At 73.0% G+C, this 23813-nt stretch carries 23 protein-coding genes and 4 pseudogenes; 15 read left to right on the top strand and 12 right to left on the bottom strand.

The window, feature by feature from the left end; all coding sequences use genetic code 11:
* Both BIV25_RS33075 and BIV25_RS33070 read right to left on the bottom strand, forming a co-directional pair.
* Positions 1–493 (bottom strand): maltotransferase domain-containing protein (locus tag BIV25_RS33075; RefSeq protein ID WP_143076735.1); only part of this gene is annotated, 493 nt, incomplete at its 3' end.
* A gap of 107 nt (positions 494–600) precedes the next feature.
* Positions 601–900 (bottom strand): DUF5133 domain-containing protein, encoded by a 300-nt coding sequence (locus tag BIV25_RS33070; protein WP_071376163.1) that lies wholly within the window; start codon positions 898–900, stop codon positions 601–603.
* Positions 901–1204: 304 nt separating this feature from the next.
* Here BIV25_RS33070 and BIV25_RS33065 point away from each other — a divergent pair, with 304 nt between their 5' ends.
* Both BIV25_RS33065 and glgX read left to right on the top strand, forming a co-directional pair.
* A complete protein-coding gene (locus BIV25_RS33065) occupies positions 1205–1705 on the top strand; it encodes a pep a2 (protein WP_071376162.1) in 501 nt (166 codons plus the stop codon).
* Positions 1706–1734: 29 nt separating this feature from the next.
* Positions 1735–3852: a glycogen debranching protein GlgX gene (glgX, locus tag BIV25_RS33060; protein WP_071376178.1), complete on the top strand. Its 2118-nt coding sequence runs from the start codon at positions 1735–1737 to the stop codon at positions 3850–3852.
* Between the two features lie 12 nt (positions 3853–3864).
* Here the strand turns inward: glgX and BIV25_RS33055 are convergent, their stop codons facing one another.
* Positions 3865–4674, bottom strand: a complete 810-nt coding sequence (locus tag BIV25_RS33055) for a VOC family protein (RefSeq protein ID WP_071376161.1) — start codon at positions 4672–4674, stop codon at positions 3865–3867.
* Between the two features lie 131 nt (positions 4675–4805).
* On the opposite strand from BIV25_RS33055, the gene BIV25_RS33050 reads away from it, so the two are divergent.
* The 4 genes from BIV25_RS33050 to BIV25_RS33035 all read left to right on the top strand — a co-directional run bounded on the left by BIV25_RS33050 (position 4806) and on the right by BIV25_RS33035 (position 7723).
* Entirely contained in the window at positions 4806–5279 is a 474-nt protein-coding gene (locus BIV25_RS33050) for a MarR family winged helix-turn-helix transcriptional regulator (protein WP_071376160.1), read from the top strand.
* On the top strand, positions 5276–6181 hold the full coding sequence (locus tag BIV25_RS33045; protein WP_256256461.1) for an ABC transporter ATP-binding protein: 906 nt from the start codon (positions 5276–5278) through the stop codon (positions 6179–6181). The genes BIV25_RS33050 and BIV25_RS33045 overlap by 4 nt, the downstream gene beginning before the upstream one ends.
* Positions 6141–6986 carry an ABC transporter permease gene (locus tag BIV25_RS33040; protein ID WP_071376159.1) on the top strand — a complete coding sequence of 282 codons (846 nt, stop codon included), beginning with the start codon at positions 6141–6143 and terminating at the stop codon, positions 6984–6986. Before BIV25_RS33045 ends, BIV25_RS33040 begins: the two co-directional genes overlap by 41 nt.
* A gap of 212 nt (positions 6987–7198) precedes the next feature.
* On the top strand, positions 7199–7723 hold the full coding sequence (locus BIV25_RS33035) for a hypothetical protein (RefSeq protein ID WP_071376158.1): 525 nt from the start codon (positions 7199–7201) through the stop codon (positions 7721–7723).
* A 27-nt stretch (positions 7724–7750) separates the two neighbouring features.
* Here BIV25_RS33035 and hemC read toward each other — a convergent pair whose 3' ends face one another.
* The 3 genes and pseudogenes from hemC to BIV25_RS33020 all read right to left on the bottom strand — a co-directional run.
* Entirely contained in the window at positions 7751–8692 is a 942-nt protein-coding gene (hemC, locus tag BIV25_RS33030; RefSeq protein ID WP_177235497.1) for a hydroxymethylbilane synthase, read from the bottom strand.
* An 18-nt stretch (positions 8693–8710) separates the two neighbouring features.
* Entirely contained in the window at positions 8711–9664 is a 954-nt protein-coding gene (locus BIV25_RS33025) for an ATP-dependent DNA ligase (protein ID WP_079177036.1), read from the bottom strand.
* Between the two features lie 123 nt (positions 9665–9787).
* A pseudogene (locus BIV25_RS33020) lies at positions 9788–10257 on the bottom strand (LuxR family transcriptional regulator); the annotation flags it as partial.
* Between BIV25_RS33020 and BIV25_RS33015 the strand changes: the two are divergent.
* Together BIV25_RS33015 and BIV25_RS33010 are read left to right on the top strand one after the other, a co-directional pair.
* The gene (locus tag BIV25_RS33015) at positions 10247–10456 is read left to right on the top strand and encodes a hypothetical protein (protein WP_071376154.1); all 210 of its coding nucleotides are present in this window, start codon (positions 10247–10249) and stop codon (positions 10454–10456) included. The pseudogene BIV25_RS33020 and the gene BIV25_RS33015 overlap by 11 nt on opposite strands.
* Positions 10457–10597: 141 nt before the next feature.
* On the top strand, positions 10598–10789 hold the full coding sequence (locus tag BIV25_RS33010; protein WP_071376153.1) for a hypothetical protein: 192 nt from the start codon (positions 10598–10600) through the stop codon (positions 10787–10789).
* Between the two features lie 447 nt (positions 10790–11236).
* On the opposite strand, the gene BIV25_RS33005 is transcribed toward BIV25_RS33010, so the two are convergent.
* Entirely contained in the window at positions 11237–12046 is an 810-nt protein-coding gene (locus BIV25_RS33005; RefSeq protein ID WP_071376176.1) for a DMT family transporter, read from the bottom strand.
* Positions 12047–12198: 152 nt separating this feature from the next.
* Here BIV25_RS33005 and BIV25_RS33000 point away from each other — a divergent pair, with 152 nt between their 5' ends.
* Entirely contained in the window at positions 12199–13056 is an 858-nt protein-coding gene (locus BIV25_RS33000; RefSeq protein ID WP_071376152.1) for a LysR family transcriptional regulator, read from the top strand.
* 62 nt (positions 13057–13118) lie between these two features.
* A pseudogene (locus tag BIV25_RS32995) lies at positions 13119–13565 on the top strand (GntR family transcriptional regulator).
* A 346-nt stretch (positions 13566–13911) separates the two neighbouring features.
* Here the strand turns inward: BIV25_RS32995 and BIV25_RS32990 are convergent.
* The 3 genes from BIV25_RS32990 to BIV25_RS32980 all read right to left on the bottom strand — a co-directional run bounded on the left by BIV25_RS32990 (position 13912) and on the right by BIV25_RS32980 (position 16022).
* Complete coding sequence (locus BIV25_RS32990; RefSeq protein ID WP_079177032.1) at positions 13912–14742, bottom strand: XRE family transcriptional regulator; 831 nt, start codon at positions 14740–14742, stop codon at positions 13912–13914.
* Positions 14743–14942: 200 nt separating this feature from the next.
* Positions 14943–15485, bottom strand: a complete 543-nt coding sequence (locus BIV25_RS52105; RefSeq protein ID WP_218158493.1) for an SH3 domain-containing protein — start codon at positions 15483–15485, stop codon at positions 14943–14945.
* A gap of 249 nt (positions 15486–15734) precedes the next feature.
* Positions 15735–16022, bottom strand: a complete 288-nt coding sequence (locus tag BIV25_RS32980; RefSeq protein WP_071376150.1) for a putative quinol monooxygenase — start codon at positions 16020–16022, stop codon at positions 15735–15737.
* Between the two features lie 183 nt (positions 16023–16205).
* On the opposite strand from BIV25_RS32980, the pseudogene BIV25_RS32975 reads away from it, so the two are divergent.
* The 3 genes and pseudogenes from BIV25_RS32975 (at position 16206) to BIV25_RS32965 (ending at position 19740) form a co-directional block, all read left to right on the top strand.
* Positions 16206–16731 (top strand): annotated as a pseudogene (locus BIV25_RS32975) (MarR family winged helix-turn-helix transcriptional regulator).
* Positions 16732–16873: 142 nt separating this feature from the next.
* Complete coding sequence (locus tag BIV25_RS32970; protein WP_071376149.1) at positions 16874–17341, top strand: peroxiredoxin; 468 nt, start codon at positions 16874–16876, stop codon at positions 17339–17341.
* 56 nt (positions 17342–17397) lie between these two features.
* On the top strand, positions 17398–19740 hold the full coding sequence (locus tag BIV25_RS32965; RefSeq protein WP_071376148.1) for a SpoIIE family protein phosphatase: 2343 nt from the start codon (positions 17398–17400) through the stop codon (positions 19738–19740).
* Positions 19741–19760: 20 nt separating this feature from the next.
* Here BIV25_RS32965 and BIV25_RS32960 read toward each other — a convergent pair whose 3' ends face one another.
* On the bottom strand, positions 19761–20624 hold the full coding sequence (locus BIV25_RS32960; protein ID WP_071376147.1) for an oxidoreductase: 864 nt from the start codon (positions 20622–20624) through the stop codon (positions 19761–19763).
* 184 nt (positions 20625–20808) lie between these two features.
* Here BIV25_RS32960 and BIV25_RS32955 point away from each other — a divergent pair, with 184 nt between their 5' ends.
* Positions 20809–21672 (top strand): helix-turn-helix domain-containing protein, encoded by an 864-nt coding sequence (locus tag BIV25_RS32955; protein WP_071376146.1) that lies wholly within the window; start codon positions 20809–20811, stop codon positions 21670–21672.
* Positions 21673–21775: 103 nt separating this feature from the next.
* Positions 21776–22751, top strand: a pseudogene (locus BIV25_RS32950) (TauD/TfdA dioxygenase family protein).
* A 15-nt stretch (positions 22752–22766) separates the two neighbouring features.
* Here the strand turns inward: BIV25_RS32950 and BIV25_RS32945 are convergent.
* Entirely contained in the window at positions 22767–23795 is a 1029-nt protein-coding gene (locus BIV25_RS32945; protein WP_071376145.1) for an LLM class flavin-dependent oxidoreductase, read from the bottom strand.
* Between the last annotated feature and the right edge of the window lie 18 nt (positions 23796–23813).

The raw sequence follows: 23813 nt of genomic DNA, 5'->3' as shown, positions 1-23813 counted from the left end.
CCGGCGCCAGCCGGGCCCGCACCGACAGGGAATCGTCACCGAGCGTGCGTGCGGCGGCCCGGACGAGGTCGCGCTCCGCCCCCTTCGGCGCCCCGGCGGCCGCCCGCTCGAACAGCTCGGCGCCCTCCTCCAGCACCAGACCGACGTCGACACCGGCCGGGATCTTGACGCCCGCGTGGTGGCGCCAGGTGGTCAGCGGGTCCGACCAGGCCTCCACCCGGTAGGTCCAGCGGCCGGTCGCGTCCGGGGTGACCTCCGCGCCCCAGCGGTCGGTGCCGGGGGACAGCTCCCGCATCGGGGTCCACGGGCCGCGCCGGCCCTTCGGATCGCGCAGGACCACATTGGCGCCGACGGCATCGTGCCCTTCGCGGAACACGGTGGCCGTGACCTGGAAGGTCTCCCCGGTCACCGCCTTCGCCGGGCGCCTGCCGCACTCCACGGCCGGCCGGACGTCGCGTACCGGTACACGGCCGATGGCCGGGGTCCTGCGCATGTATCTCACCTCCGCCGTGCGCGAAGCCGGGCCAATGGCCCGGCTTCGCGATCCGAGACGGGCCGACTCACGTCGGTCCCGGGGGGAACGCCTTGTACGGTGCCAGCTCAGGGGCTGGACGCCGTGGAACGCCGCTCCGGTGGCGGCGCGCTTCGCGCCGAACGGCGGCGCTTCGGCCGCCCGTTCTGCTCACGCAGGTAGGTGACCAGGTTCGTGCGCAGATAGCGCTCGGCCGCGTCCGCCGCCTCGCGGGCGCAGCGTTTGCCCATCAGCACGCACAGCGTGTAACCCGAGTCCTCGAACGTGGCCCGGACCGCGCGGTCGTGGGGCGAGGCGAGCATCACGCGCTCCCACGCCCGGTAACGCCGCAACTGCCGGGCCACCTCGGCCTTGGCGGGGAGCAGCATCGCCGTCTTCACCTTTCACGCTCTCGACTGGGCGCGTTCCCGACGGTCGGGTGGCGTCCGCGCGCGGAAGGGCACGGCACCGTTACGGCGATCGAGGCTTTCACTTATGGTGCACGCACGATGACGCAGCGTCTTGTTGGAGCTTCAACCATGCCTGGCGTGTCTGGTGCTCGTGTTGCACGAATGGCGTAGTGCCCGCACCGTGGAGGTGACTCAGAAGCCATCGGCACTCACGCTGTGTGTCCGGGAGCCCTCCCGGACAGGCGAGGGGAGCACGAGCTTCGCCGGTGAGGAGCAAGCGACGATGGAGACCGCAGTGCCCTGCTACTACCACCTCGACGTGGAAGTCAGCCCGGAACGGGTGGGACAGGTCAGCCGCATCCTGGCCGCCCATTTGCGCTACTGGGACCTCGACAATCTCGCGGACCCCGTCCGCCGCGGCGCCGAACTGCTGCTGCGGGCGATCCACCAGCACGCCTCCGACAGACACACATCGATCGAGATGTGGTGGAACGGGCAGCACCTGATCACCGCCTTCGGTGACGACGACCCCGATCTGCGCCCCGACCAGGACCTGCGCTCCTGCCTCGCGGACATCGCCGCCATGAGCGACGGCTGGGGCTGCTGCACCTCGGACCGCGGCAGCACCATCATCTGGTTCACGCAGCGCGCCCGGTCCGGCGAGCGCGTCCCGCGGGTGCCCCTCACGCCCGCGCCCACCCTGCGCCAGGGCCTTCCGGTGCCGCGCACACTGCCGGTCGCACGGCTGGCCGCCCCGGACGACACCCTGGAGGGCAGCCGGTGACGTCCCGCACCTCCAGATCCCGGCACGGGCTGCCCGCATGGAGCGGGCAGCCCTACCCGTTGGGCGCCACCTTCGACGGACAGGGGACCAACTTCGCCCTGTTCAGCGAGGTCGCCGAACGTGTGGACCTGATCCTGCTGGACGACGCGGGCACGCAGACCCCCGTCCGGCTGCACGAGGTCGACGGATTCGTCTGGCACGGCTACCTGCCGGGCGTCGCCCCCGGCCGGCGCTACGGGTACCGGGTGCACGGACCCTGGCAGCCGTCCCTGGGCCACCGCTGCAATCCGGCGAAGCTGCTGCTCGACCCGTATGCCCTGGCCGTCGACGGGCAGATCGACAACCACCCCTCGCTGTACGAGCGCGCCCCCGACGGCCCGGCGCCCGCCGACAGCGCCGGGCACTCCATGCTGGGCGTGGTGGCCGACCCGTACTTCGACTGGGGCGACGACCGCCCGCCCCGCACGCCCTATGCCGACTCGGTCATCTACGAGGCCCATGTGCGCGGCCTGACCCGCACCCACCCGGACGTCCCGGAGCGGCTGCGCGGCACCTACGCCGGCCTCGCGCACCCCGCGATCATCGAGCACCTGACCTCGCTCGGGGTGACGGCGGTGGAGCTGATGCCGGTGCACCAGTTCGTGCAGGACGGCGTCCTCCAGGACCGGGGCCTGGCCAACCACTGGGGCTACAACACCATCGGCTTCTTCGCCCCGCACAACGCCTACGCCGCCTTCGGTACCCGGGGCCAGCAGGTCAACGAGTTCAAGGCGATGGTGAAGGCGCTGCACGCGGCCGGTCTCGAAGTCATCCTCGACGTCGTCTACAACCACACCGCCGAGGGCGACGAACGGGGCCCGACCCTGTCCTTCCGGGGCATCGACAACGCCTCCTACTACCGGCTGGTCGACGGCGACTGGGCGCACTACTACGACACCACCGGCACCGGCAACAGCCTGCTCATGCGCCACCCGTACGTCCTGCAGCTCATCATGGACTCGCTGCGGTACTGGGTCACCGAGATGCGCGTCGACGGCTTCCGCTTCGACCTCGCGGCCACCCTCGCCCGGCAGTTCCACGAGGTGGACCGGCTCTCGGCGTTCTTCGACCTGATCCAGCAGGACCCGGTGATCAGCCGCGTCAAGCTCATCGCCGAGCCGTGGGACGTGGGCGAGGGCGGCTACCAGGTGGGCAACTTCCCGCCGCTGTGGTCCGAGTGGAACGGCAGGTACCGCGACGCCGTACGGGACTTCTGGCGGGCCGAGCGCGGCTCGCTCGGCGAGTTCGCCTCCCGGCTGACCGGCTCCTCCGACCTGTACCAGCACAGCCGGCGCCGTCCCCGCGCGAGCGTCAACTTCGTCACCGCGCACGACGGGTTCACGCTGCGCGACCTCGTGTCGTACAACGACAAGCACAACGAGGCCAACGGCGAGGACAACCGGGACGGCGAGAGCCACAACCGGTCCTGGAACTGCGGGACCGAGGGCGACACCGACGACCCCGGCATCCTCGAACTGCGCGCCCGCCAGCAGCGCAACCTGCTGGCGACGCTGCTGCTCTCGCAGGGCATCCCGATGCTCTCCCACGGCGACGAACTCGGCCGCACCCAGCGGGGCAACAACAACGCCTACTGCCAGGACAACGAGATGTCCTGGACCGACTGGGAACTCACCCACGAACAGCGGTCGTTGACGGCGTTCACCCGGCACCTGATCGCCCTGCGCGCCGCCCACCCCGTGCTGCGCCGGCGCCGGTTCTTCCGCGGCGAGACCGTGACCAACGCCGACCAGCCGCTGCCCGACCTGATGTGGCTGCGCCCCGACGCCCGTGAGATGACCGACCGGGACTGGCAGCGCGCCGACGCGCACTCGGTGACGGTGTTCCTCAACGGCGACGCCATCGCCGAACGCGACTCCTACGGGCGCCGGATGACCGACGACTCCTTCCTTCTGCTCGTCAACGGCTACTGGGAACCCGTCGTCTTCCGGCTGCCGGGCCCCGCGTTCGCCGAACGCTGGACGACCCTCATCGACACGGCCGACCCGGACGGCATCCCGGACGAGCGGGAACACAAGGCGGGCACGCGGCTCCGGGTGGAGGCACGCGGCCTGGTCGTGCTCTCCAGGCCGTCGCGCGTCACCCGCTAGGCGGCGGAGCGCTCAGCGCTGCCGGTGCGAGGTCACCGTGAACTGGGCCCCGTCCGGGTCTCGCAGGATCGCCTCGTCCTCCGCCTCGCTGAGCACACTGCCGCCGTGCTTCTCCGCCGTGCGGGCGCAGCCCAGGACGTCCGCGACGGCGAAATGGATCTGCCAGTGCGGCCGTACGGACGGATCCGGTGCCGACTCCACCGCGCCCGAGTCGATCCGGGCCACGATGTCGCCCTGGCTGCGCAGCACCACCTCGCCGCCCTCGTACTCCACCTCGCAGCAGCCCGGCTTCCCCGACGCCCAGTCGAGGATCTCGCCGTAGAACAGCGCGGCGTCGAAGGCGTCGCGCGTGTGCAGCCGGATGAAGGTCGGCGAGGCCCGGCGCCAGGCCTCCCAGTTGCCGACCAGTTCCCCCTGCCAGATACCGAACGTCGCCCCGTCCCGGTCGGCGAGCAGCGCGGCCCGGCCCGGCGGGAAGGACAGTGGTCCGACGGCCGCCGTACCGCCGCGCTCGCGGGCCCGGGCCACGGCGGTGTCGGCGTCCGGCACCGCGAAGTACGGCGTCCAGGCCACCGCCATCTGCCACATCGCGGCGACGGCCGCGATCCCCGCCACCGGCACCCCGTCGGCCAGCGCGATACGGAAGTGCTCGCCCAGCTTCACGCCGCGCCAGCGCCAGCCCAGGACGGCCGTGTAGAACTCCTGGGTGGCCGCGAGGTCGCGGCTGGTCAGGCTCACCCAGCACGGGGCGCCGAAGACGGAGTGCGTGGAGACGACGTCCCGTCTGCGCGGTCCACCGTCGGCAGGGGTCTTGTGGTTCATGGCGGTCGCGTCCTGGGGTCGGGGACGGTCTGGCACCAGTGTCCACTGCACGGCCCGGTTCGCGCTTCTTGACCTCTCCTTTGACCGCCGTCCGGGGGGAAATACCTCTGTAGCAGAGGTAATCTTCGAAGGTGGAACACGAGAGCTACCCGGAGGAGCTGGCGGACACGCTGGTGCGCATCCAGCGGCTGATCCGGCGCCGCCTGCGCGGCGGGCTCGCCGTGCCCCGGCTGCGCGGGGCCGAGGTGGAGCTGCTGCGGCTGGTCGAGTGCCGGCCCGGCATCGGCATCTCGGACGCCGCCAGGGCGCTGCACCTGGCGGGCAACTCCGTGTCGACCCTGGTCAACCAGCTGGTCAAGGGCGGCTATCTGGTCCGCGAGACCGACCCGGCCGACCGCAGGGCCGCCCGCCTGCTGCTCACCGGGTCCGCCGAGAAGCGGCTCGCCGACTGGCAGCGCCGCCGGGCCGAGCTGGTGTCCCGGCACGTCTCACGGCTCGACGAGGCCGACCGGGAAGCCCTCCGCGCGGCCCTTCCGGCGCTGCGCAGGCTGGCCGTCACCCTGCACGAGGAACACGAGGAGCACGAGGAGACAGAGAAGCCATGACGCAGCCCGAGGAACAGGACACGGGTCCGGGCCCGACGACGAGCGAGAGCACTGGCGTGGCCGACGGAGGAGGCGAGGGTGCAGCCGACGCCGTCTCCTGCACCTCCCTGAGCTACGCGTTCGGCGACACCAGGGCAGTCGACGGGCTGGACCTCGCCGTCCGCGAGGGCGAGGTGTTCGGACTGCTCGGCCCCAACGGCGCCGGCAAGACCACCGCCATCCGCTGCGTCACCACGCTGCTGCCCGTGCCGGCCGGCACGGTCCGGGTCTTCGGCCACGACGCGGCGAAGGAACGCATGGCGGTGCGCCGGCTCCTCGGCTACGTCCCGCAGCAGCTCTCCGCCGACCAGGGCCTCACCGGCCGGGAGAACGTCGCCCTGTTCGCCCGGGTCTTCGACGTGCCCCGGCGCGAGCGCCCCGCCCGCGTCGCCCAGGCCCTCGCCGCCGTCGGCCTCGCCGACGCCGCCGACCGGCTGGCCGGCACCTACTCCGGCGGCATGGTCCGCCGCCTCGAACTCGCCCAGGCCCTGGTCAGCGCACCCCGGCTGCTGATCCTGGACGAGCCGACCATCGGCCTGGACCCGATCGCCCGCACCGGCGTGTGGGAGCACATCAACGCCGTGCGCGCCGTGACCGGCATGACCGTCCTCGTCACCACCCACTACATGGACGAGGCCGACCAGTACTGCGACCGGGTCGGCCTCATGCACCGCGGCCGGATCCGCGCCCTCGGCACCCCGGCCGAGCTGCGCCGGGGCCTCGCCGAACACCAGGGCACCGACACCCTGCCCACGCTGGAGGACGTCTTCCGCGCCATCGCCGGCAGCGGCCTCGACGACACGTCCGGAGGAGGTTTCCGCGATGTCCGCAGCACCCGCCGCACCGCGCACCGAGTCGGCTGACCACACGGATCTTCTGCTCACCCCGCCCGTGCCCCGCGCCGGCTGGCGGCTGCTGCCCGCCCGGGTCGGCGCCATGTGCGCGGTCGAGCTGCAGAAACTGCGCCACGACCGCACCGAGCTCTACACCCGCGCCGTCCAGCCCGCCCTGTGGCTGCTGATATTCGGCCAGACCTTCACCCGCATCCGGGCGATACCCACCGGCGGCATCCCCTACATCGACTTCATGGCGCCCGGCATCATCGCCCAGTCGGCGATGTTCATCGCGATCTTCTACGGCATCCAGATCATCTGGGAGCGCGACGCGGGCATCCTGAACAAGCTCCTCGTCACCCCGACCCCCCGCTCGGCACTCATCACCGGCAAGGCGTTCGCGGCCGGTGTGAAGTCCCTGATCCAGGCCGTCGTCGTCATCGTCATCGCGGCGATCCTCGGCGTGGCGCTGACCTGGAACCCGCTCAGGCTGCTCGGCGTCGCCGTGGCCGTCGTGCTCGCGTCCGCCTTCTTCTCCTGTCTGTCGATGACCATCGCGGGCATCGTGATCAGCCGCGACCGGCTGATGGGCATCGGCCAGGCGATCACCATGCCCCTGTTCTTCGGCTCCAACGCCCTCTACCCCGTTTCGGTGATGCCGGGCTGGCTGCAGGCCGTCAGCAAGGTCAACCCGCTGAGCTATCAAGTCGACGCGCTGCGCGGCCTGCTCCTCGGCACACCGTCGCATCTCGGCGCCGATTTCGCGGTGCTCGCGGTGGCCGCCGCGCTCGGCATCGCGGCCGCCTCCTCGTTGCTCGGCCGCCTCGCCCGGTGATCGCGCTCGCGCGGCCCGCCGATCTTGTACGAACGTGATGTGCGGCACGCGCGCGTACCCCCGGAAAAGGGGCCGTGAACGGATTCTTCCTGGGCAGCGCTTGATCAGCGATCAAAGCGGGCGAACCCGCTGGCCACAGCGCATTCTGCGCATTTGACAGTGCACTGAGCGCACAGATAGACAGCAGCTCTCGATAGGTCGAGAGGGGCACTGTGTACGAGCCGAACGTGGTCGGGGACTGGCACGAGTACGACGAGCATGCCGGTCTGCGGGTCCGCGTCCACCGCCTGGAGGCGGCGGAGCCGCCGCGCGGACGCGACGACGCCGCTGCCGGGCTGACGTACTTCAGTGTCCGGGTGACCGTCGAGAACCGCGGCGCGCGGCACTACGGCATCCATCTGGAGGACGGTCAGATCGACGTCCGCGTAGGCCCGGACGGCGAGGCCGCGTTCATGGACTGGCGCAACTCCCAGTTCATCGAGGGCTTCGACGTCTATCCGCTGCGCCGGGCCACCGCCGTGCTCTACGCCGCCGCCCCCGAGGCCGCCCTGACCCACGTGGACGTACAGGTGCAGCTGCGGGTGGAGGAGGAGTGGACCGACCGCCGGCTGTGGGCCGGCGGCATCGGCGTCCAGGAGGCGTCCGCCGCGGCCGCCCCGACGGGCAGCCCCCAGGGCAGCCTCGCCCACCAGGTCAGCGCCTTCCTGCGGGACCAGACGGAGCCGGGCTCCGCCTGACCCCCCAGGCCCGCGCGCCGTACGACGTCAGTGCGGGATGCCGTCGATGATCTCCCGTGCGCCCTGGCGCAGCAGCGCCACCGCGACCGAGGTGCCGAGGGTGGCCGGATCGAGCCGCCCGGCCCACTCGTGGGCGTTCAGCCGGGTCTTGCCGTCGGGTGTGAACACACAGGCGCGCAGGGAGAGTTCCCCGCTGCGGTCCACGCGCGCGTACCCGGCGATGGGGCTGTTGCAGTGGCCCTGGAGCACATGCAGGAACGTCCGCTCGGCCAACGCCTCCCGGTGCGTGTCCGGGTCGCCGAGACCGCTGACCGCGTCGATGACGCCGTTGTCGTCCTCCCGGCACTGCAGGGCGAGGATGCCCGCGCCGATCGGCGGCATCATCGTCTCCGTGGACAGCACCTCGCTGATCACGTCGGTCCGCCCGATCCGCTCCAGCCCCGCCACCGCGAGCAGCAGCGCGTCCGCCTCGCCCTCGGCCAGCTTCGCCAGCCGGCGGTTGTCGTTGCCGCGGAACGGCACGCACTCCAGATGCGGGTGCGTGGCGGCCAGTTGGGCGATCCGACGGACCGAGGAGGTGCCGATCCGGGTGCCGGCGGGCAACTCGTCCAGGGTCAGCCCGTCCGGGTGGACCAGGGCGTCCCGGATGTCGTCCCGCTTCAGGAACGCGGCGAACACCGTCCCGGCGGGCAGCGGGCGGTCGGCGGGCACGTCCTTCACGCAATGCACGGCGAGGTCGGCCTTCCCGGCCAGCAGGGCCGCATCGACCTCCTTGGTGAACGCCCCCTTGCCCTCGACCTGGGACAGGTCGCCGAGCCACTTGTCGCCGGTGGTCTTCACCGGGACGACCTCGGTGCGCAGTTCCGGGTGCAGAGCGGCCAACTCGGCGCGGACCCGGTCGACCTGAGCCAGGGCCATGGGCGAGTCGCGGGAGACGATACGGATCAATTCGGGAACCGGCATGCGCACACGATAGACCTTCGGCGTTCATCGAAGGTCTTCGGGCAGGTCGGCCGCCGACTCCTCCGGTGCGAGGTCCGGACGTAGCCGCTGCCAGACCGGCTGGCGCAGCGACCCGTTGCGGGTGCGGGTGCTGTAGGAGACCTCGCCCACCAGTCGCGGCAGCACCCAGTGGGCGCCCGCGATCCGCGGCACCGGGTCGAAGGGACACCGTCCGCTCGCCGCGGCATCGAGCAGCCGGGCCAGCTCCAGGCGCTCCGCCTCGCTCCAGCCGGTACCGACCCCGCCGACGTACCGCAGCCGGCCGCCGGAGCGCTGGCCGACCAGCAGCGCTCCGGGCAGTCCGGCCAGCCGTCCCTTCCCGGGCAGCCAGCCGCCGACGATCACGTCCTCGGACCGCATGTTCCGGATCTTGATCCAGGCGCGGGAGCGCACCCCGGGCTCGTACACCGAGTCCAGCCGCTTGCACACCAGACCCTCCAGACCGTGCTCCCTGGTCGCCGCGAGCGCCTCCGCGCCGTGCCCGGTGACCGCGCCCGGCACCGACCAGTACGGCCCCGCCAGATCCAGTTCCTCCAGCCGTACCCGCCGCCGCGCGTACGACTGCCGTACCAGGGACTCACCCAGATAGGGCACGTCGAAGAGCACCAGATGGACCGGTGTCCCGGCCGCCCTGCGCGCCGCCCGCGCGGGGGAGTGGGCGAGCCCCATCCGGCTCTGCAACAGCTGGAAGTCGGCCCGCCCGTGCTCGTCCAGAGCCAGTACCTCACCGTCCAGCACGGCGGCCGTCGTGCCCAGGGCGGCGCCGAGCGGCCGGAGTTCGGGATAGGCCGCGGTGATGTCCTCGCCCGACCGGGCACGCAACAGCACACCGCCGTCGCCGGGCAGGTACACCATCGCCCGCTGGCCGTCCTGCTTTGTCTCGTACGCCCAGCGCGCGTCCTGGGCGGCGGGCGGCAGTACGCCGGGCGTGGCGAGCATCGGCGCGATGAGCGGTAGGGACGGGGGTACGGCGGTCACGGCTGAAGTCCTCGACCGCTTCCGCCGGCCGCACGCGCTTTCGCCCGCCGGTTCCCCTGAACGGGCCCCGCAGGGCACGGCGGATCAGGCGTGCCGGGCGTGCCGCAGATGGGCGGGCACCGCCGGCACCCTGCGGTGCCCGCTGTCGGTCGGCGGCAGGCCCGGCTTCAGGAAGACGTTGCCGATGTGCTTGCTGACGGAGCGTTCGGTGATGACGAGCCTCCGGGCGATGGTGGTGTTGTCGTGGCCCTCGGCCGTCAGCCGCGGCACCTCCCGCTCACGTGGGGTGAGCGCGTGCAGGGGCGAGACCGCGTGACGGCCCGTCAACTCCGTCACCACCTCGGGGCCGAGAGCCGTGCCGCCGCGCGCGACCCGGTCCAGCGCGTCGAGGGACTCGTCCACACAGCCCACCCGGTCCTTGAGCAGGTAACCCACCCCACGCGCCCCACCGCTCAGCGACTCGGCAGCCGCTCACGCGCCGCCAGCGCCGCACACAGTCCCTCGTCACGGAAGCCGGGCGGCATCCGTACGTCCAGTACGGCGATGCCGGGCCGCTGGGAGCTGCCGCCCGAGGTCCGTGCCGAACGCGGCCGGATGGTCCGGCAGTTGATCCTGCACACCTGTGCCGAGCAGGAACGCGCGCTCGCCGAGGGCGCCCCGACCCCACGCGTCACCTGGGCGGGTGCGGCCGACGGGCTCGCCTACGCGATCGTCGGCCTGTGGCCGGCCCCGGCGACACGCGCCACGGACTGACCCCCGCGACCCCGCCCGGACTCCGGTCACCCGGGCTGCGCTCGCCTGGACTCCGGCGCCCGAGCCCGGCTCACTCGGGCCGCAGTCACCCGGGTCCACTCCACCTGGCTCCGGCTTGTCCGGATCCCGGTCACCGGGGCCATGCTCACCCGGGTCCACTCCACCAGGCTTCGGCTCGCCCAGATCCCGTTCACCAGAGCCATGCTCACCCGGGTCTATTCCACCTGGGCCGCGCTCGCCCGGATCCCAATCATCGGGGCCATGCTCACCCGGGTCCACTCCACCAGGCGTCGGCTTGTGCGGATCCCGTTCACCGGGGCCGCGCTCGCCTAGGCCCCCGGCGACGCGGGCCGCGGTCGCCTGGATACCAGTCACCTAGGCCATACTCGCCCGCGCCCACCTCATCCGGGCCGCGGTCACCTGGGTCCACTCCACCCAGCCCCCGCTCGCCTGGGCCTTGGTCCCCAAGACCACGCGCGCCCGGCCCCCACTCTCCCGGGCCTCGGTCACCCGGCCCCACCTCACCCAGCCCCCTCACCCGGCGTTCACGCGCCATCTCATGCATCGAAGGTCGCCGCGACCGGGGTGACTCACTTGAGTCAAGCAAGTGATTCTCCGGTCCCGGTCGTACAGTCCGGGGGCGGTGCGGCAGGCCCAAGCGGGGTCGGCGAAGTCCGGTGCGGTTCGGCGGCGCCCCGAAGGGGCGCGGGGAACTGCGCGACCAGCCACGACGGACCCGCAGATGACCGACGGCACGTTGCGGCACTTCCAGCGGAGCGCTTAGTCCTTCGTCGCGATGCTCACCGCGTTCGCCGCCACCACCGCCCCGATGCCTGCCCACTCCGCCACGCCCAGGCTCTGGCCCAGGACGACCCGGCCGACCAGGGCCGCCAGTACCGGGTTGACGCTCATGAACAGGCCGAAGGTCTGCGCGGGGACGCGGCGCAGGGTCAGCAGGTCGGCCAGGTAGGGTACGGCGGAGGACAGGACGCCTGCCGTCACCGCGCACAGGACGGCCCCGGCCGTCGGCGGATGGCGCAGGGCGACCACGATGCCGGCCGGGACGAAGGCCAGCGCGGAGACCGTCGCGGCCGCCGCGGCGCCCTGCGCGCCGGGTATGCGCCGGCCGACGACGCGGTTGAGCAGGATGTATGACCCCCAGCAGCATGCGGCGACCAGGCCGAGGGCCATGCCGGCGTAGTCGGCGGAGGGCCGCGGACGCATCAGGACGATCACCCCGGCCGCGGCCACCACCGCGCACCCGGCGTCCAGCCGGCGCCGCGTGGCGGCCAGGGCGATGGCCAGCGGACCGAGGAACTCCAGGGTCACGGCGAGGCCCAGACCGATCCGGTCGACGGCGCTGTAGAGGCTGAGGTTCATCGTGCCGAACACCGCGGCCAGCAGCAGGACCGGCCACCACTGGCGCCAGGTGAAGGCGCGCAGCCTGGGCCGGCCGACGGCGAGCAGGACGAGTGCGGCCACGTACTGACGCACCGCGACCACACCGAGCGGACCGAGCACCGGGAAGGCCAGCGCCCCGACGGCGGCGCCGGTCTGGTTGGAGAGCCCGCTGCCGAACATGGTGGCCACACCGGCCAGGGGCCCGGACTGTGCCGGGGACGGGGTCACGGTCGTGGGCGCGGCCACGGCCGGGCGTCGGAGAGCGCGTCGCATACCGGGATCGTGTGCCGCCCGCACGCTTGCGCAAAATGCATACTCCGCACCATCTATACGCTGAGCGTATGCACGACGTCGATCTGCGCCAGCTGCGCTGCCTCGTGGCGATCGTCGACGAGGGCACCTTCACGGACGCGGCGATCGCCCTAGGCGTCTCGCAGGCCGCGGTCTCCCGCACCCTCGCCTCCCTCGAACGCTCCCTGGGCGTACGGCTGTTGCGCCGTACCTCACGCGAGGTGACCCCCACCGCGACCGGGCTGCGCGTGGTGGCCCAGGCCCGCCGGGTGCTCGCGGACGTCGCCGACCTGGTAAGGGAGGCGACCTCGGGCCACACCCGGCTGCGGGTCGGCTACGCCTGGTCGGCGGTGGGCCGGCACACGGTCGCCTTCCAGCGGCGCTGGAACGCCGCGCACGGCGACATCGACCTGCATCTCGTGCGCGTCAACTCGCCCGCCGCCGGACTCGCCGAGGGCGCCTGCGACCTCGCCGTCGTCCGCAGACCGCTGGAGGACCGGCGGTTCGACACCGCGATCGTCGGCCTGGAACGCCGGCTGTGCGCGCTCGCCGCCGACGACCGGCTCGCCCAACGCCGTTCGGTCCGGCTGGCCGAACTGACCGACCGCACCCTGCTCGTGGACCGCCGTACCGGCACGGCCACCGTCGACCTGTGGCCGCCGGAGGCCCGCCCTGCCGTCGAGGAGATCCATGACGTCGACGACTGGCTCACCGAGATCGGCGCCGGTCGCGGCATCGGCGTCACGGCGGAGTCGACCGCCAACCAGTACCCGCGGCCCGGCATCGTCTACCGGCCGGTGCGCGACGCCGAACCCGTCGCCGTACGCCTCGCCTGGTGGCGCGACGACCCGCACCCGGCCCGGCAGGCGGTCGTCGAACTGCTCACCGAGCTATACCGGACGGCCTGAGGCGGACGGCCAGATAGCGCGAACAGAATTGTTGACAGGCTAAACAGCATGCGCTCGCGCAGCTGCGGCAGGTGATCCAGTGAGATGGCACCGGCCCAGCGGCTGGTGGAGAACGAACTCGCCGAGCAGTTCGGTGTGACGCGGGCCAGCATCCGTGCGGCACTGATCGATCCGGCGGCGCAGGGACTGGTGGAGCGGATCCGCAACCGCGGTTCGCGGGTGCGGGTGGTGACCGTCGAGGAGGCGGTCGCGATCACGGAGTGCCGCATGGTCCTGGAAGGACTGTGCGCCGCCAAGGCCGCCGTCGCCGACGGCGAGCCGGTGACGTACTCCGAGCTCGACCACCGGCTCCACGACCGCATCCGGGAGATCTCCGGCCGGGGCGCCCCCGGCAGTCCCTGAACGAACACCGGGCGATGATCGAGGCGATCAGGGCCAGGGACCCGCAGGCGGCCGAAGCGGCCGTCCGCGCCCACCTCGCCGGCGTGATCGACACGCTCGGCGACTGACCCGGCGCGCCGCCGGGCGCGTTGTGCGCCGCGTCGAGTGCCGGTCGCCGGGGTGGGTGGGCGTTCACCGACCGTGTCCATCCGCTCCGCCCCGGACAGCCGCGCCACCGCCGTCGGCTGGACCTCGGGCGTGGGCCGCTTCGGCGCCGTCTTCGGGCCGTGGTTCGGCCGGCAGCTCCTCGCGGCGGGCGACGGCGACCGGGCTTCACCGCCTTCGCCCTCGCCGGGGTGTCCTCCATGGTGTTCATCGGCATCGTCGCGCTGCGCACGCCCCGGCGCCCGGAGCGCAGCGGCAGCGGGCGGCGACTCGTCACGGCCGGCTGACCCGCCCGGCCCGCGCGTAAGGTCACCCGAGGTCGGCCGGCGTCACGTCCCGCCCCGTGCACGCCAGTTCCCCGCCCACCTCGGCACACGCCTCCACCCCCTGGGGCGAGGACACCGACAGCATCGGACTGCTGTCGCCGGCGGTGTCGTCCGCGGGATAGTCGGCCGTCAGCACGTCCTCCCCCTTGCGCACCGACACCTCGTGGGCCCGCGCCGAGCGCAGCCGGACCTGCGACCAGGCGGTGCCGCACGCCGCCGACCAGCGCAGCCGGACCGTGTAGGCGGGGTCGGTGACCGAGCTCGTGGTCCGCGCGTCCCGGGCGCACACCGAGGCGTCGGGCAGCTCGCCCTGGCACGAGCGGGCGTGGCAGCGCGGCACCGCCGGCAGGGTCTGTGCGGCGGGCGTGGTGCCGGGCCGGACGGCCAGGATCACGGTGGCGGCCACCGCCGTCACCGCACCGAACACGGCGAGCGCCGACAGCGGCAGCCAGGAGGGGAGAACGGACGCACGGCGTGACCGAACCCGGCCGGACTCCTCGGCGGGGTTCGCGCCGGTCGTGTCCGGCGTGTCCGGCGCCGACGGGGGCATGCCGCTCACATCGGCCGGATCCCACTCGGCGAGTACGGCGTCGGGATCGGCGCCGGCGAGCCGGCACAGCGCCTCCACGGCGGGCCGGGGCGGCGGCGTGCCGCCGGACAGATAGCGGTGCCACGCGGACTTGCTGTACGGAGTGCGTGCGGCGAGCGCCGCCAGGCTCAGTCCCGTGCGGTCCTTCAGCGCACGCAGTCCCGCCACCAGTGGCTCGTCCGGCGTGGTCGATGTCGATGCTGTCGATGCCTGAGGGTGCCGCATCGTGCGTCCTCGACTCCCTTTTCCGCTATGGGCTCCCCTATGGGAGGTTTCGCCCCTGTTGTCGGAATGGCTTCCCGGGAGTGCGGCGTGCGCAACACACGGTGAGGTATGAGGAAGGTGAAGTGTGGACGTACCGAAGGCCCGTTCGGGGATCGTCGAACGGGCCTTCGGTGTCCGGGTGGTGCGGCGGTGAGGGGCCGTCAGCACCAGGGCAGGGCGCGGTGGGTGCGGACGTAGTACGCCGAGACGTAGCCCCTGTGGTGCGCGAGCCGGTACCAGGTGCGGTTGCCGTGGACCCACGAGCCGTGCGTCCGGCAGGTGAGGTGCAGGTACCGGCCCGCGTGCCGGTGGCCGATCACCCGGTAGCCGGTCCCGGGGCCGGAGCGGACGTTGAGCCCCGCGTACCCGGTGGTGACGCGGCCGTAGGTGCGGTACGGACGGACGCGGTACGGTGCCGCCGCGCCGACCGGGCGGTACGCCGTGCCCTGGAGGGTGTAGTGGTGGAACCGGCGGGCGTGGTACGCGCGGCGCAGGTGGTGCCGGTGCAGGCGGTACGCGGAGTGCCTGCGGTGGTGGATGCGGTACGGGGCGTGGTGGTTGTGGTCGGCGCGGTACTGGCTGATCGCGCCGGGCACCGGGGACGAGGTGGCGGCGTCGGCGGGCGCGGCCCCGGCCGCCGTGGGCAGCAATGCGAGGACCGCGACCGTGGCCAGCAGACCGCTCTTGAGGGTCTGTCGGATCATGGCAACCTCCGGCTGTCGTTCTCGTGACCACGAGCAGTGATCACGACAGCCAGCGTTTCCGCGGCGCGCCGCCGCAATGCCGTTCCGGTGTCCCCGGGGACACCCGGGACGTCCCCCGGGACGAACCCTCGCGCCGCCCCCCCGCCCGCCTGCGCCGGAGCGGACCGGCGTGCCGCCGTGCCGCCCGTCTCGGCGCCGGTCCGGACGGCGCGTCCCGGGGCGGTGTCCGGGGTGTCCGGGGGCTCCGGGTCAGACGGTCTCGGCGAAGGTGATGGTCCGCTCCTTCAGCAACGGGAACACCGTGCCCCGGATCAGCTCCGCGAAGTGGTCCGTGCGCTTGTGCGCCTCGAAGCCGTCGCGGTCGGTGTACCGCTCGTACAGCAGGAACGCCCCCGGCTGGTCCACCACCTCGTGCGCCTCGTAGGCGAGGTTCGCGGGCTCGGACGCGACCAGCTCGCGCATCGCGCGCAGCGCGTCACGCACGGTGTCCACATCGGCGGGCGCGCACTGGTACTGGGCGACGACGGCGAAGGCCATGGGTTCCTCCGGAGTTCCTCGGGGCGGGTCGTGGTTCTGCCGATTGCAGCACGGGGGTGCCGCGGTGGCCGGTAGGACACGCGTCCGGTGGTGTCGGCCGGAATCGGGCGGCGTCGGGCGGCGTCGAGCAGGGGGCCCGCGGAAGTTACTTGACTTACGCAACGAGCTGTTGAACTCGCAGGTATGCCCACGGAACCGCTGTCCGGCCTGCCCGTCGCCTCCCCGGAGGTCGCCGGCATCGAGCGCGCCCTGACGCGCGTCACCTACCTCAGCACGCGATCCCGGCAGCACGAGCGGCTGATGGGGCTGGCCGGTGTGCCGCTGGACCGGGCCGCGGTGCGCTGCTGTGGCAGATCGCCGACTCCGGGCCGTTGCGGCCGGGCGAGCCGGCACAGCGCCTGGGCGTGGAGGCCTGGCACGTGACCCGGACCGTCCAGCAGCTCCAGCGGGCCGGCCATGTCAGCCGGGTCCCGGACCCGACGACCGGCGGGCCCAGCGGATCCAGCTGACCGACGCCGGACGGGAGGCCGTCGGACGGATCCGGGAGGCCGGCGCCCGGGGGATGCGGCTCGCCCTCGCCGGCTGGCGGCCCGAGGAGCTGCGGCAGATGGCCACGCTCTTCCACCGCATGGTCGACGACTTCCTCGCGTACACGGTCGAGGAGGACTCCGGCCGGGAGGCCGACGCCACCTCGCCGGCAGCGGGCTGACGGCCCGGTCGTCGTAGGAGGGCCGCGGTGTGCGCGCCCGTCTCTACCGTCCAGTAATATCCGGCCGCAGGCCGGCAGGGCCGCAACGCGGTACGGCCGGCGAGGCGGGGCGCGCAGTCGCCCGAAACGAGGAGGGACGGTCGTGACCGAACGCATCGAGATCGGGAGCAAGGTCGAGGACTTCGCTCTGCCCGACGAGACGGGCGCCACCCGCAGGCTCACCGAGCTGCTGGCCGAGGGGCCCGTGGTCCTCTTCTTCTACCCCGCCGCCATGACCCCCGGCTGCACCGCCGAGGCCTGCCACTTCCGCGACCTCGCCGCCGAGTTCGCCGCCGCCGGGGCCCGGCCCGTCGGCATCAGCGGTGACACGGTCGGCAAGCAGCAGGAGTTCTCCGGCGCCCACGGCCTCGGCATGCCGCTGCTCTCCGACGTCGACGGCACCGTGCGCGAGCGGTTCGGCGTCAAGCGCGGTTTCTCCCTCGCCCCCACCAAACGTGTCACCTATGTCATCGCCCGGGACCGCACCGTACTGGAGGTCGTCCGCAGCGAGCTGCGCATGAACACCCACGCCGACCGGGCTCTCGCCGCCCTGCGCGCCCACCAGGGCTGAACCCCGTTCCACCGGCGCGCTTGATGCGCCGGAACAATCGGAACATCCTTGGGCGTATGAAGCATGTCGCCGCAGTGGCGATCATCGATGCCGTCGGCACCGTGACCAGGTGGAGCGACGGCGCGCGGCAGCTCACGGGCCATCCGGCCGCGGACGTCGTGGGCCGGCCGGCGGCCGGCCTGCTCGCCGAGGACATCCCCGGCGAGCTGCTCGCCGCCCGGACCGGCACCGTCGTCCTGCGGCACCGTGACGGCCACCGTGTCCCGCTGGCCCTCACCGCGCTCCCCGTGGACGGCGCCGACGGCGAACCCGCCGGCTTCGTCGTGACGGCCCACCCGCCCGCCACGGCCCTGGCCGCCCAGGCCTTCGAGCAGGCCTCCGTGTCCATGTCCGTCTTCGACCTCAAACAGCACTACCTGCGGGCCAACCACGCCGCCGGGCATGTCCTGGGCGTCCCCGAGGAAGCGCTGATCGGCCGCCACCTCATGGAGACCGTCGAGGACGTCGAGCACAGCCGCGGCTTCCTCGCCCACCTGCGCCAGGTCGCCGAGACCGGCCGGGCGCTGCGCTACGAGAGCTTCACCGGCGCCCCCGCCCTCAACCGGGAGCACGCCTGGACCACCGAGATGTGGCCCCTGCACGACGACTCCGGCACCCTGACCGCGGTCGCCCTCGCTGCCCTCGACAGCAGCGAACAGTACTGGGCCCAGGCACGCCTCGTCCTGCTCAACGAGGCCGCGGCCGCCATCGGCACCACCCTCGACGTGGTCCGCACCGCTGAGGAACTGGTCGAACTGCTCGTGCCGCGCTACGCCGACTTCGCCAGTGTGAACCTGCTTGACTGGGTCCTCGGCACGGAGGAGCCGCCGATGATCCCGGACGGCCCCGTCACCCTCCGCCGTGTCGCCCACGGCTCCACCCACGCGGGCAACCCCGGCGCGGCCGTGCACCTCGGCGAGGCCGATGCCTACGAGCCCTCCTCACCGCTCGCCAGCGCCTTGCGCGAAGGCCACTCCGTCCTCAGCCAGGCCGGCGAGCCGGAGTTCGTGAAGTGGCTGGAGGAGCGCAATCTCCGCTCGCCCGAGGGCCGCTCCTTCCGTGAGGGCGCCCACTCCGTGCTCGTGGTGCCGCTGCGCGCCCGCGGCACCACGCTCGGCGTCGCGGTCTGCGTCCGCATGGCCCACCCCGACGCGTACGGTCCCGACGACGCGGTCTTCGCCGAGGAACTCGGCAGCCGCGCCGCCGTCTGCATCGACAACGCCCGCCGCTTCGCCCTGGAGCGCAGCACCGCCCTCGCCCTCCAGCACAGCCTGCTCCCACGCGGCCTGTCCGGACAGGTCGCGCTCGACGTGGCCCATCGGTACCTGCCGTGCGGCTCCCTGGCCGGCATCGGCGGCGACTGGTTCGACGTCATCCCGCTCTCCGGCGGCCGGGTCGCCCTGGTCGTGGGCGACGTGGTGGGCCACGGCATCCAGTCCTCGGCCACCATGGGACGGCTGCGCACGGCCGTACGCACCCTCGCCGACGTCGACCTGCCGCCCGACGAACTCCTCACCCACCTCGACGACCTGGTTCTCCTGCTCGCTGCCGAGGACAGTGGCGAGGACATCCGTGAGGAGGTCGCCGAACTCGGCGCCACCTGCCTGTACGCCGTCTACGACCCGGTCTCGCGCCGCCTCACCCTGGCCGCCGCCGGCCATCCGGCCCCGGCCGTCGTGCTGCCCGGCGGCACCGCCGAGACCGTCCCCATGGCCGCCGGGCCGCCGCTCGGCGTGGGCGGCCTGCCGTTCGAGGCGACCGAACTGGACCTGCCCGAGGGCTCCGTCGTCGCGCTCTACACCGACGGTCTGCTCGAGGACCGCGACCGGGACTTCGACGGCGCCACCGACGCGCTGTGCCGCGCCCTGACCGCACCCGTCGGCTCCCTCGACGCCCTGTGCGACAGCGTCCTGAAGGCCGTCCTGCCCGACCAGCCCGGCGACGACGTCGCCCTGCTCCTCGTCCGCACCCGCGCCCTCGGCGCCGACCGCGTCGCCACCTGGGACGTGCCTCCCGACCCCGCCGCGGTCGCCGCCTTCCGGCAGGCGGCCGGTGCCCAGCTCACCGCCTGGGGCCTGGACGAGGCCGCTTTCGTCACCGAACTCGTCGTCAGCGAACTCGTCACCAACGCCATCCGCTACGGCGAACCGCCCATCCAGCTCCGCCTGATCCGCGACCGCGCCCTCATCTGCGAGGTCTCCGACGCCAGTTCCACCTCCCCGCACCTGCGCCGGGCCAACGACTACGACGAGGGCGGCCGCGGACTGCTCCTGGTCGCCCAGCTCACCCAGCGCTGGGGCAGCCGGCAGACCGGCCGAGGCAAGACGATCTGGGCCGAACAGGCACTGCCCGAGGCCTGATCGACCAGGAGCGGTCGGGGTCAGGCCCCGATTTCGTCCAGCTCGGCCAGCGCGTCCGCAGGCAGCTCCAGGCCCGCGGCGGCGATGTTCTCCCGCAGATGCTCCGGGGACGACGTGCCGGGGATCAGCGCGATGTTCGGGGAACGGTGCAGCAGCCAGGCCAGTGCCACCTGCTGCGGCGAGGCCTCCAGGCGGGCGGCGACCTTGGCCAGAGTCTCGGACTGGAGCGGGGTGAAGCCGCCGAGCGGGAAGTACGGTACGAACGCGATGTCCAGCGCCGCCGTACGCGCCAGCAGCGCGTCGTCCTGCCGGTTGGCCAGGTTGTAGAGGTTCTGCACGGTGACCACCGGCGCGATCGCCCGCGCCTCGTCCAGCTGCGCGGCGGACACGGCGCTCAGCCCCAGATGCCGGATCAGCCCCCGCTCCCGCAGTTCGGCCAGCGCGCCGAACTGGTCGGCGACGGAGTCCTCGTTCGGGGTGTCCAGGTCGCCCAGCCGCAGATTGACCACGTCCAGGGTCTCCACCCCGAGGTTGCGCAGGTTGTCGTGGACCTGCGCCTTCAGGTCCTCCGGGTGCCGCGACATCATCCAGCTGCCGTCGGCAGCCCGGCGGGCGCCCACCTTGGTGACGAGGTGCAGGCTCTCGGGGTACGGGTGCAGGGCCTCGCGGATGATCTCGTTGACGACGACCGGGCCGTAGAAGTCTGCGGTGTCGATGTGCGTGACACCGGCCTCCACCGCGGCGCGCAGCACCGCCACCGCCCGGGCGCGGTCCTTCGGCGGGCCGAAGACGTGCGGCCCGGCCAGTTGCATGGCGCCGTAACCGACGCGGGTCAGGGTCAGGCCGTCGGCCGGGGTGATGGTGCCGCCGAGCTGTGCGGTCATGTCGTACCTCTCAGTATGCGAAGTGTGTGCGCTATGTGATGCGTGCGGTGTCTCCGGGCGCCGGTTCCTCCGGTGGCCTCGTCGTCCACCCTGCGCCGGGGGCGGGCGGCGGTGGCAGTACCCCCGTGTTCCTGGGAGTGGCAGGGACAGTCACCGCTGCCCGGCCGGCCGTACGGTGGGTGCCATGGACGGTTCGAACGCGCTCGGTGAGTTCCTGCGCGCCCGCCGGGCGCTGGTGCGGCCCGAGGACGTGGGGCTGCCCGGCGGCGGGCTGCGCCGGGTGCCGGGGCTGCGCCGCGAGGAGGTCGCGATGCTCGCCGGCATCAGCTCCGACTACTACCTGCGGCTGGAGCAGGGCCGGGACCGCAACCCGTCCGTGCAGGTCCTGGAGGCCATCGCGCGCGTGCTGCGGCTGGACGCCGACGCCACCGCCCACCTCGTCTCGCTCGCCCAGGACCGGCCCGCCACCGCGCTACGGCCCGGGCCCCGCGCGCGGCAGGTCCCGCAGAGCCTCCTCCAGCTGATCGACGGCTGGCCGCGCAACCCCGCCTATGTGCAGAACCGCTATGCCGACTGCCTGGCCGCCAACGCCCTCGCCACCGCGCTCACCCCGAACTACCGGCCCGGCGTCAATGTCCTGCGGGCCGTCTTCCTCGACCCCGCCGAGCGCGAGCTGCGCCGGGACTGGGCGGACCTCACCGAGGAGGGCGTGGCCGTGCTGCGGTCCGAGGCCGGGGCGGACGCCGCCGACCCCCGGCTGCGCGACCTGGTCGGCGAGCTGTCCCTGCGCAGCGAACGGTTCCGCACGCTGTGGGCGCGGCACGAGGTGCGGCCCCGGCGCGGCCGTATCAGCCACCTGACCCATCCGCAGGTCGGCGACCTCGAACTGCACTCCGACAAGCTGTCCGTGGACGGTACCGACGGACTCACTCTGGTCGTCTTCCACGCGGTGCCGGGCAGTCGCAGCGCCGAACTCCTCGACATCCTCGGCAGTCTCAGCGCGCCGACGGGGGAGGCCGCCGCAGCGGAGCGTGTCGAGGACCCGTAGGGGAGGTGCGTTGCCCGGCGCTCGTCCGGGAGTTCGCCGTGTGCGGGCGTGCAAGGTGTCACGATCGGTTCCGGAGCCGGTACCGACGAGCATCGGAGCGCGCATGACGACGCACAGGGCCACCGACCGGGCGGCGGAGCATGTCGAGGGCGTGGAGGTGAGACCGGTCGCCGGGTACCTCGGCGCCGAGATCTCCGGCGTCGACCTCGCGAGGCCGCTCGACGACGCCGTGGTGGCCCTGATCCGGGAGGCGGTGCTGCGCTGGAAGGTGGTGTTCTTCCGCGGACAGGAGCTGGACCACGCCCGACACGTCGTCTTCGCCCGCCGCTTCGGCGAACCGGTCGTCCTCGGCCGCCGCGGCAGCGCCTCCCCGGCCGGATTCCCCGAGGTGGAGACCACCGCGGACCGTCTGGAACCGGGTGGCCGGTTCGGCATGGAGCACGAGGAGTGGCTGCGCCGGCGCCGGCACACCCTGCTGCGCGGCCGGCACTGCGACCACGGCGCCCGGATCGACCTGCCGGCCGCGACGATCCTGCGCGCCGAGAACGTACCGCCCTATGGCGGCGACACCACCTGGGCCGACCTGGCCGCCGCGTACGCCGGTCTGCCGGCGCCGGTGCGCGCCTTCGTGGACGGGCTGCGCGCCGAGCACCGGCTCGGCGTCGGCTATCAGCCCCGGCCCGGCGATGACGCGTACGTCCGCCACCCCCTGGACCATCAGGTGGCCTCCGTCCATCCGCTGGTGCGGGTGCATCCGGAGACCGGGGAGCGGGTGCTCTTCGTCAACGGCTACTACCTGGAGCAGATCGCCGACGTCTCCCGTCCGGAGAGTGCCGCGCTGCTGGAGATGCTGCTGGAGCAGGCCGTGCGCCCCGAGTACACGGTCCGCTTCCGCTGGGAGCCCGGCAGTGTGGCCTTCCGGGACAACCGGGCCACCACCCACCTCGCCCCCAGCGACAACGCCCATCTGGGTTTCCCCCCGGATCATGCACCGGGTGATGCTCGCCGGGGAGGTGCCGGTCGGAGTCGACGGCAGGCCGTCGGAGCCGGTCACCGGTACCGAGGCGGGGCGCTGGTGAAGCGGGCCGCGCCGGTCAGCTCGCGAGGCGCCGGCCGAGGGCGGGGGCCAGGTTCGTCGCCATGTCGGTGAGGATCTGGACGTAGTCCTCGTGCGCGAAGGTGAACGGCAGCGCGAACGCGACCTCGTCGACCTCGCGGAACGCGGCGTGCGCGTGCAGCCGTTCGGCGATCTGCGCCGAGGTGCCCACCAGGTCCGGCGCGAACAGCAGCCGCCCGGGGCCCTGCGGGGTGGTGGTGCGCGGCAGCCGCTCGGCCGCGTACGCCTCGTACTTGGCACGCTGCTCCGGGCTCGCGGAGTCGGTGGGGATCACCACCAGACCCTGCGAGACCCGGGCGGCCGCGCCGTCGGGGTGGTGGGCGCGGAACTCCTCGATCAGGGCCAGCTGGATCGCGGCGAAGTCCGGTTCCCCGTGCGGGTCTTCGGCCTTGACGACACTGCTGGTCAGGAAGTTCATTCCGTGCTCACCGGCCCAGCGCGCCGAGCCGAGGCCGGCGCCGCCGTACCACAGCCGCCGGCCGAGGCCGGGGGAGTGCGGCTGGACCACGTCGGAGAACACCTCGAAGCCCTCGACCCCGCTGAAGTCGCTGGCGGGCTTGCCGCGTACGAAGTCCAGCAGCCGCCGTACCCGCTCGTAGGAGAAGTCCTCGGCGCCGGCGGTGTCCGGGTGGAGCGCCTGCCTGACGTGGTCGTAGTGCATCGGCGGGCCGACGCTCACGCCCGGGTTCAGCCGGCCGCCGGACAGCAGGTCCACGGTCGCCAGGTCCTCGGCGAGGCGCAGCGGGTTCTCCCAGCCCAGTGGGATCACCGCCGTGCCCAGCTCGATGCGCCGGGTGCGCTGGGAGGCCGCCGCGAGGACCGCCACCGGGGAGGAGATGCCGTACTGGAGGTGGCGGTGGCGGACCCAGGCACTGTCGAAGCCCAGCCGCTCGCCCAGCTCGATGATCTCCAGCGTGGACTCGTGGCCCCGCGCCGGGTCCGCCGCGTCGAACAGGCCGATCGTGAGAAAGCCCAGCTTGCGCAGCGGGCGTGGGGTGGACGGCACGGGCTCCTCCAACGGTCG

Source organism: Streptomyces sp. MUSC 14 (assembly GCF_001866675.1).
In the GTDB taxonomy this organism is placed as follows: domain Bacteria; phylum Actinomycetota; class Actinomycetes; order Streptomycetales; family Streptomycetaceae; genus Streptomyces.
The sequence above is the reverse complement of the archived record's forward strand: the minus strand, read 5'-3'. Positions and strand labels throughout refer to the sequence as shown.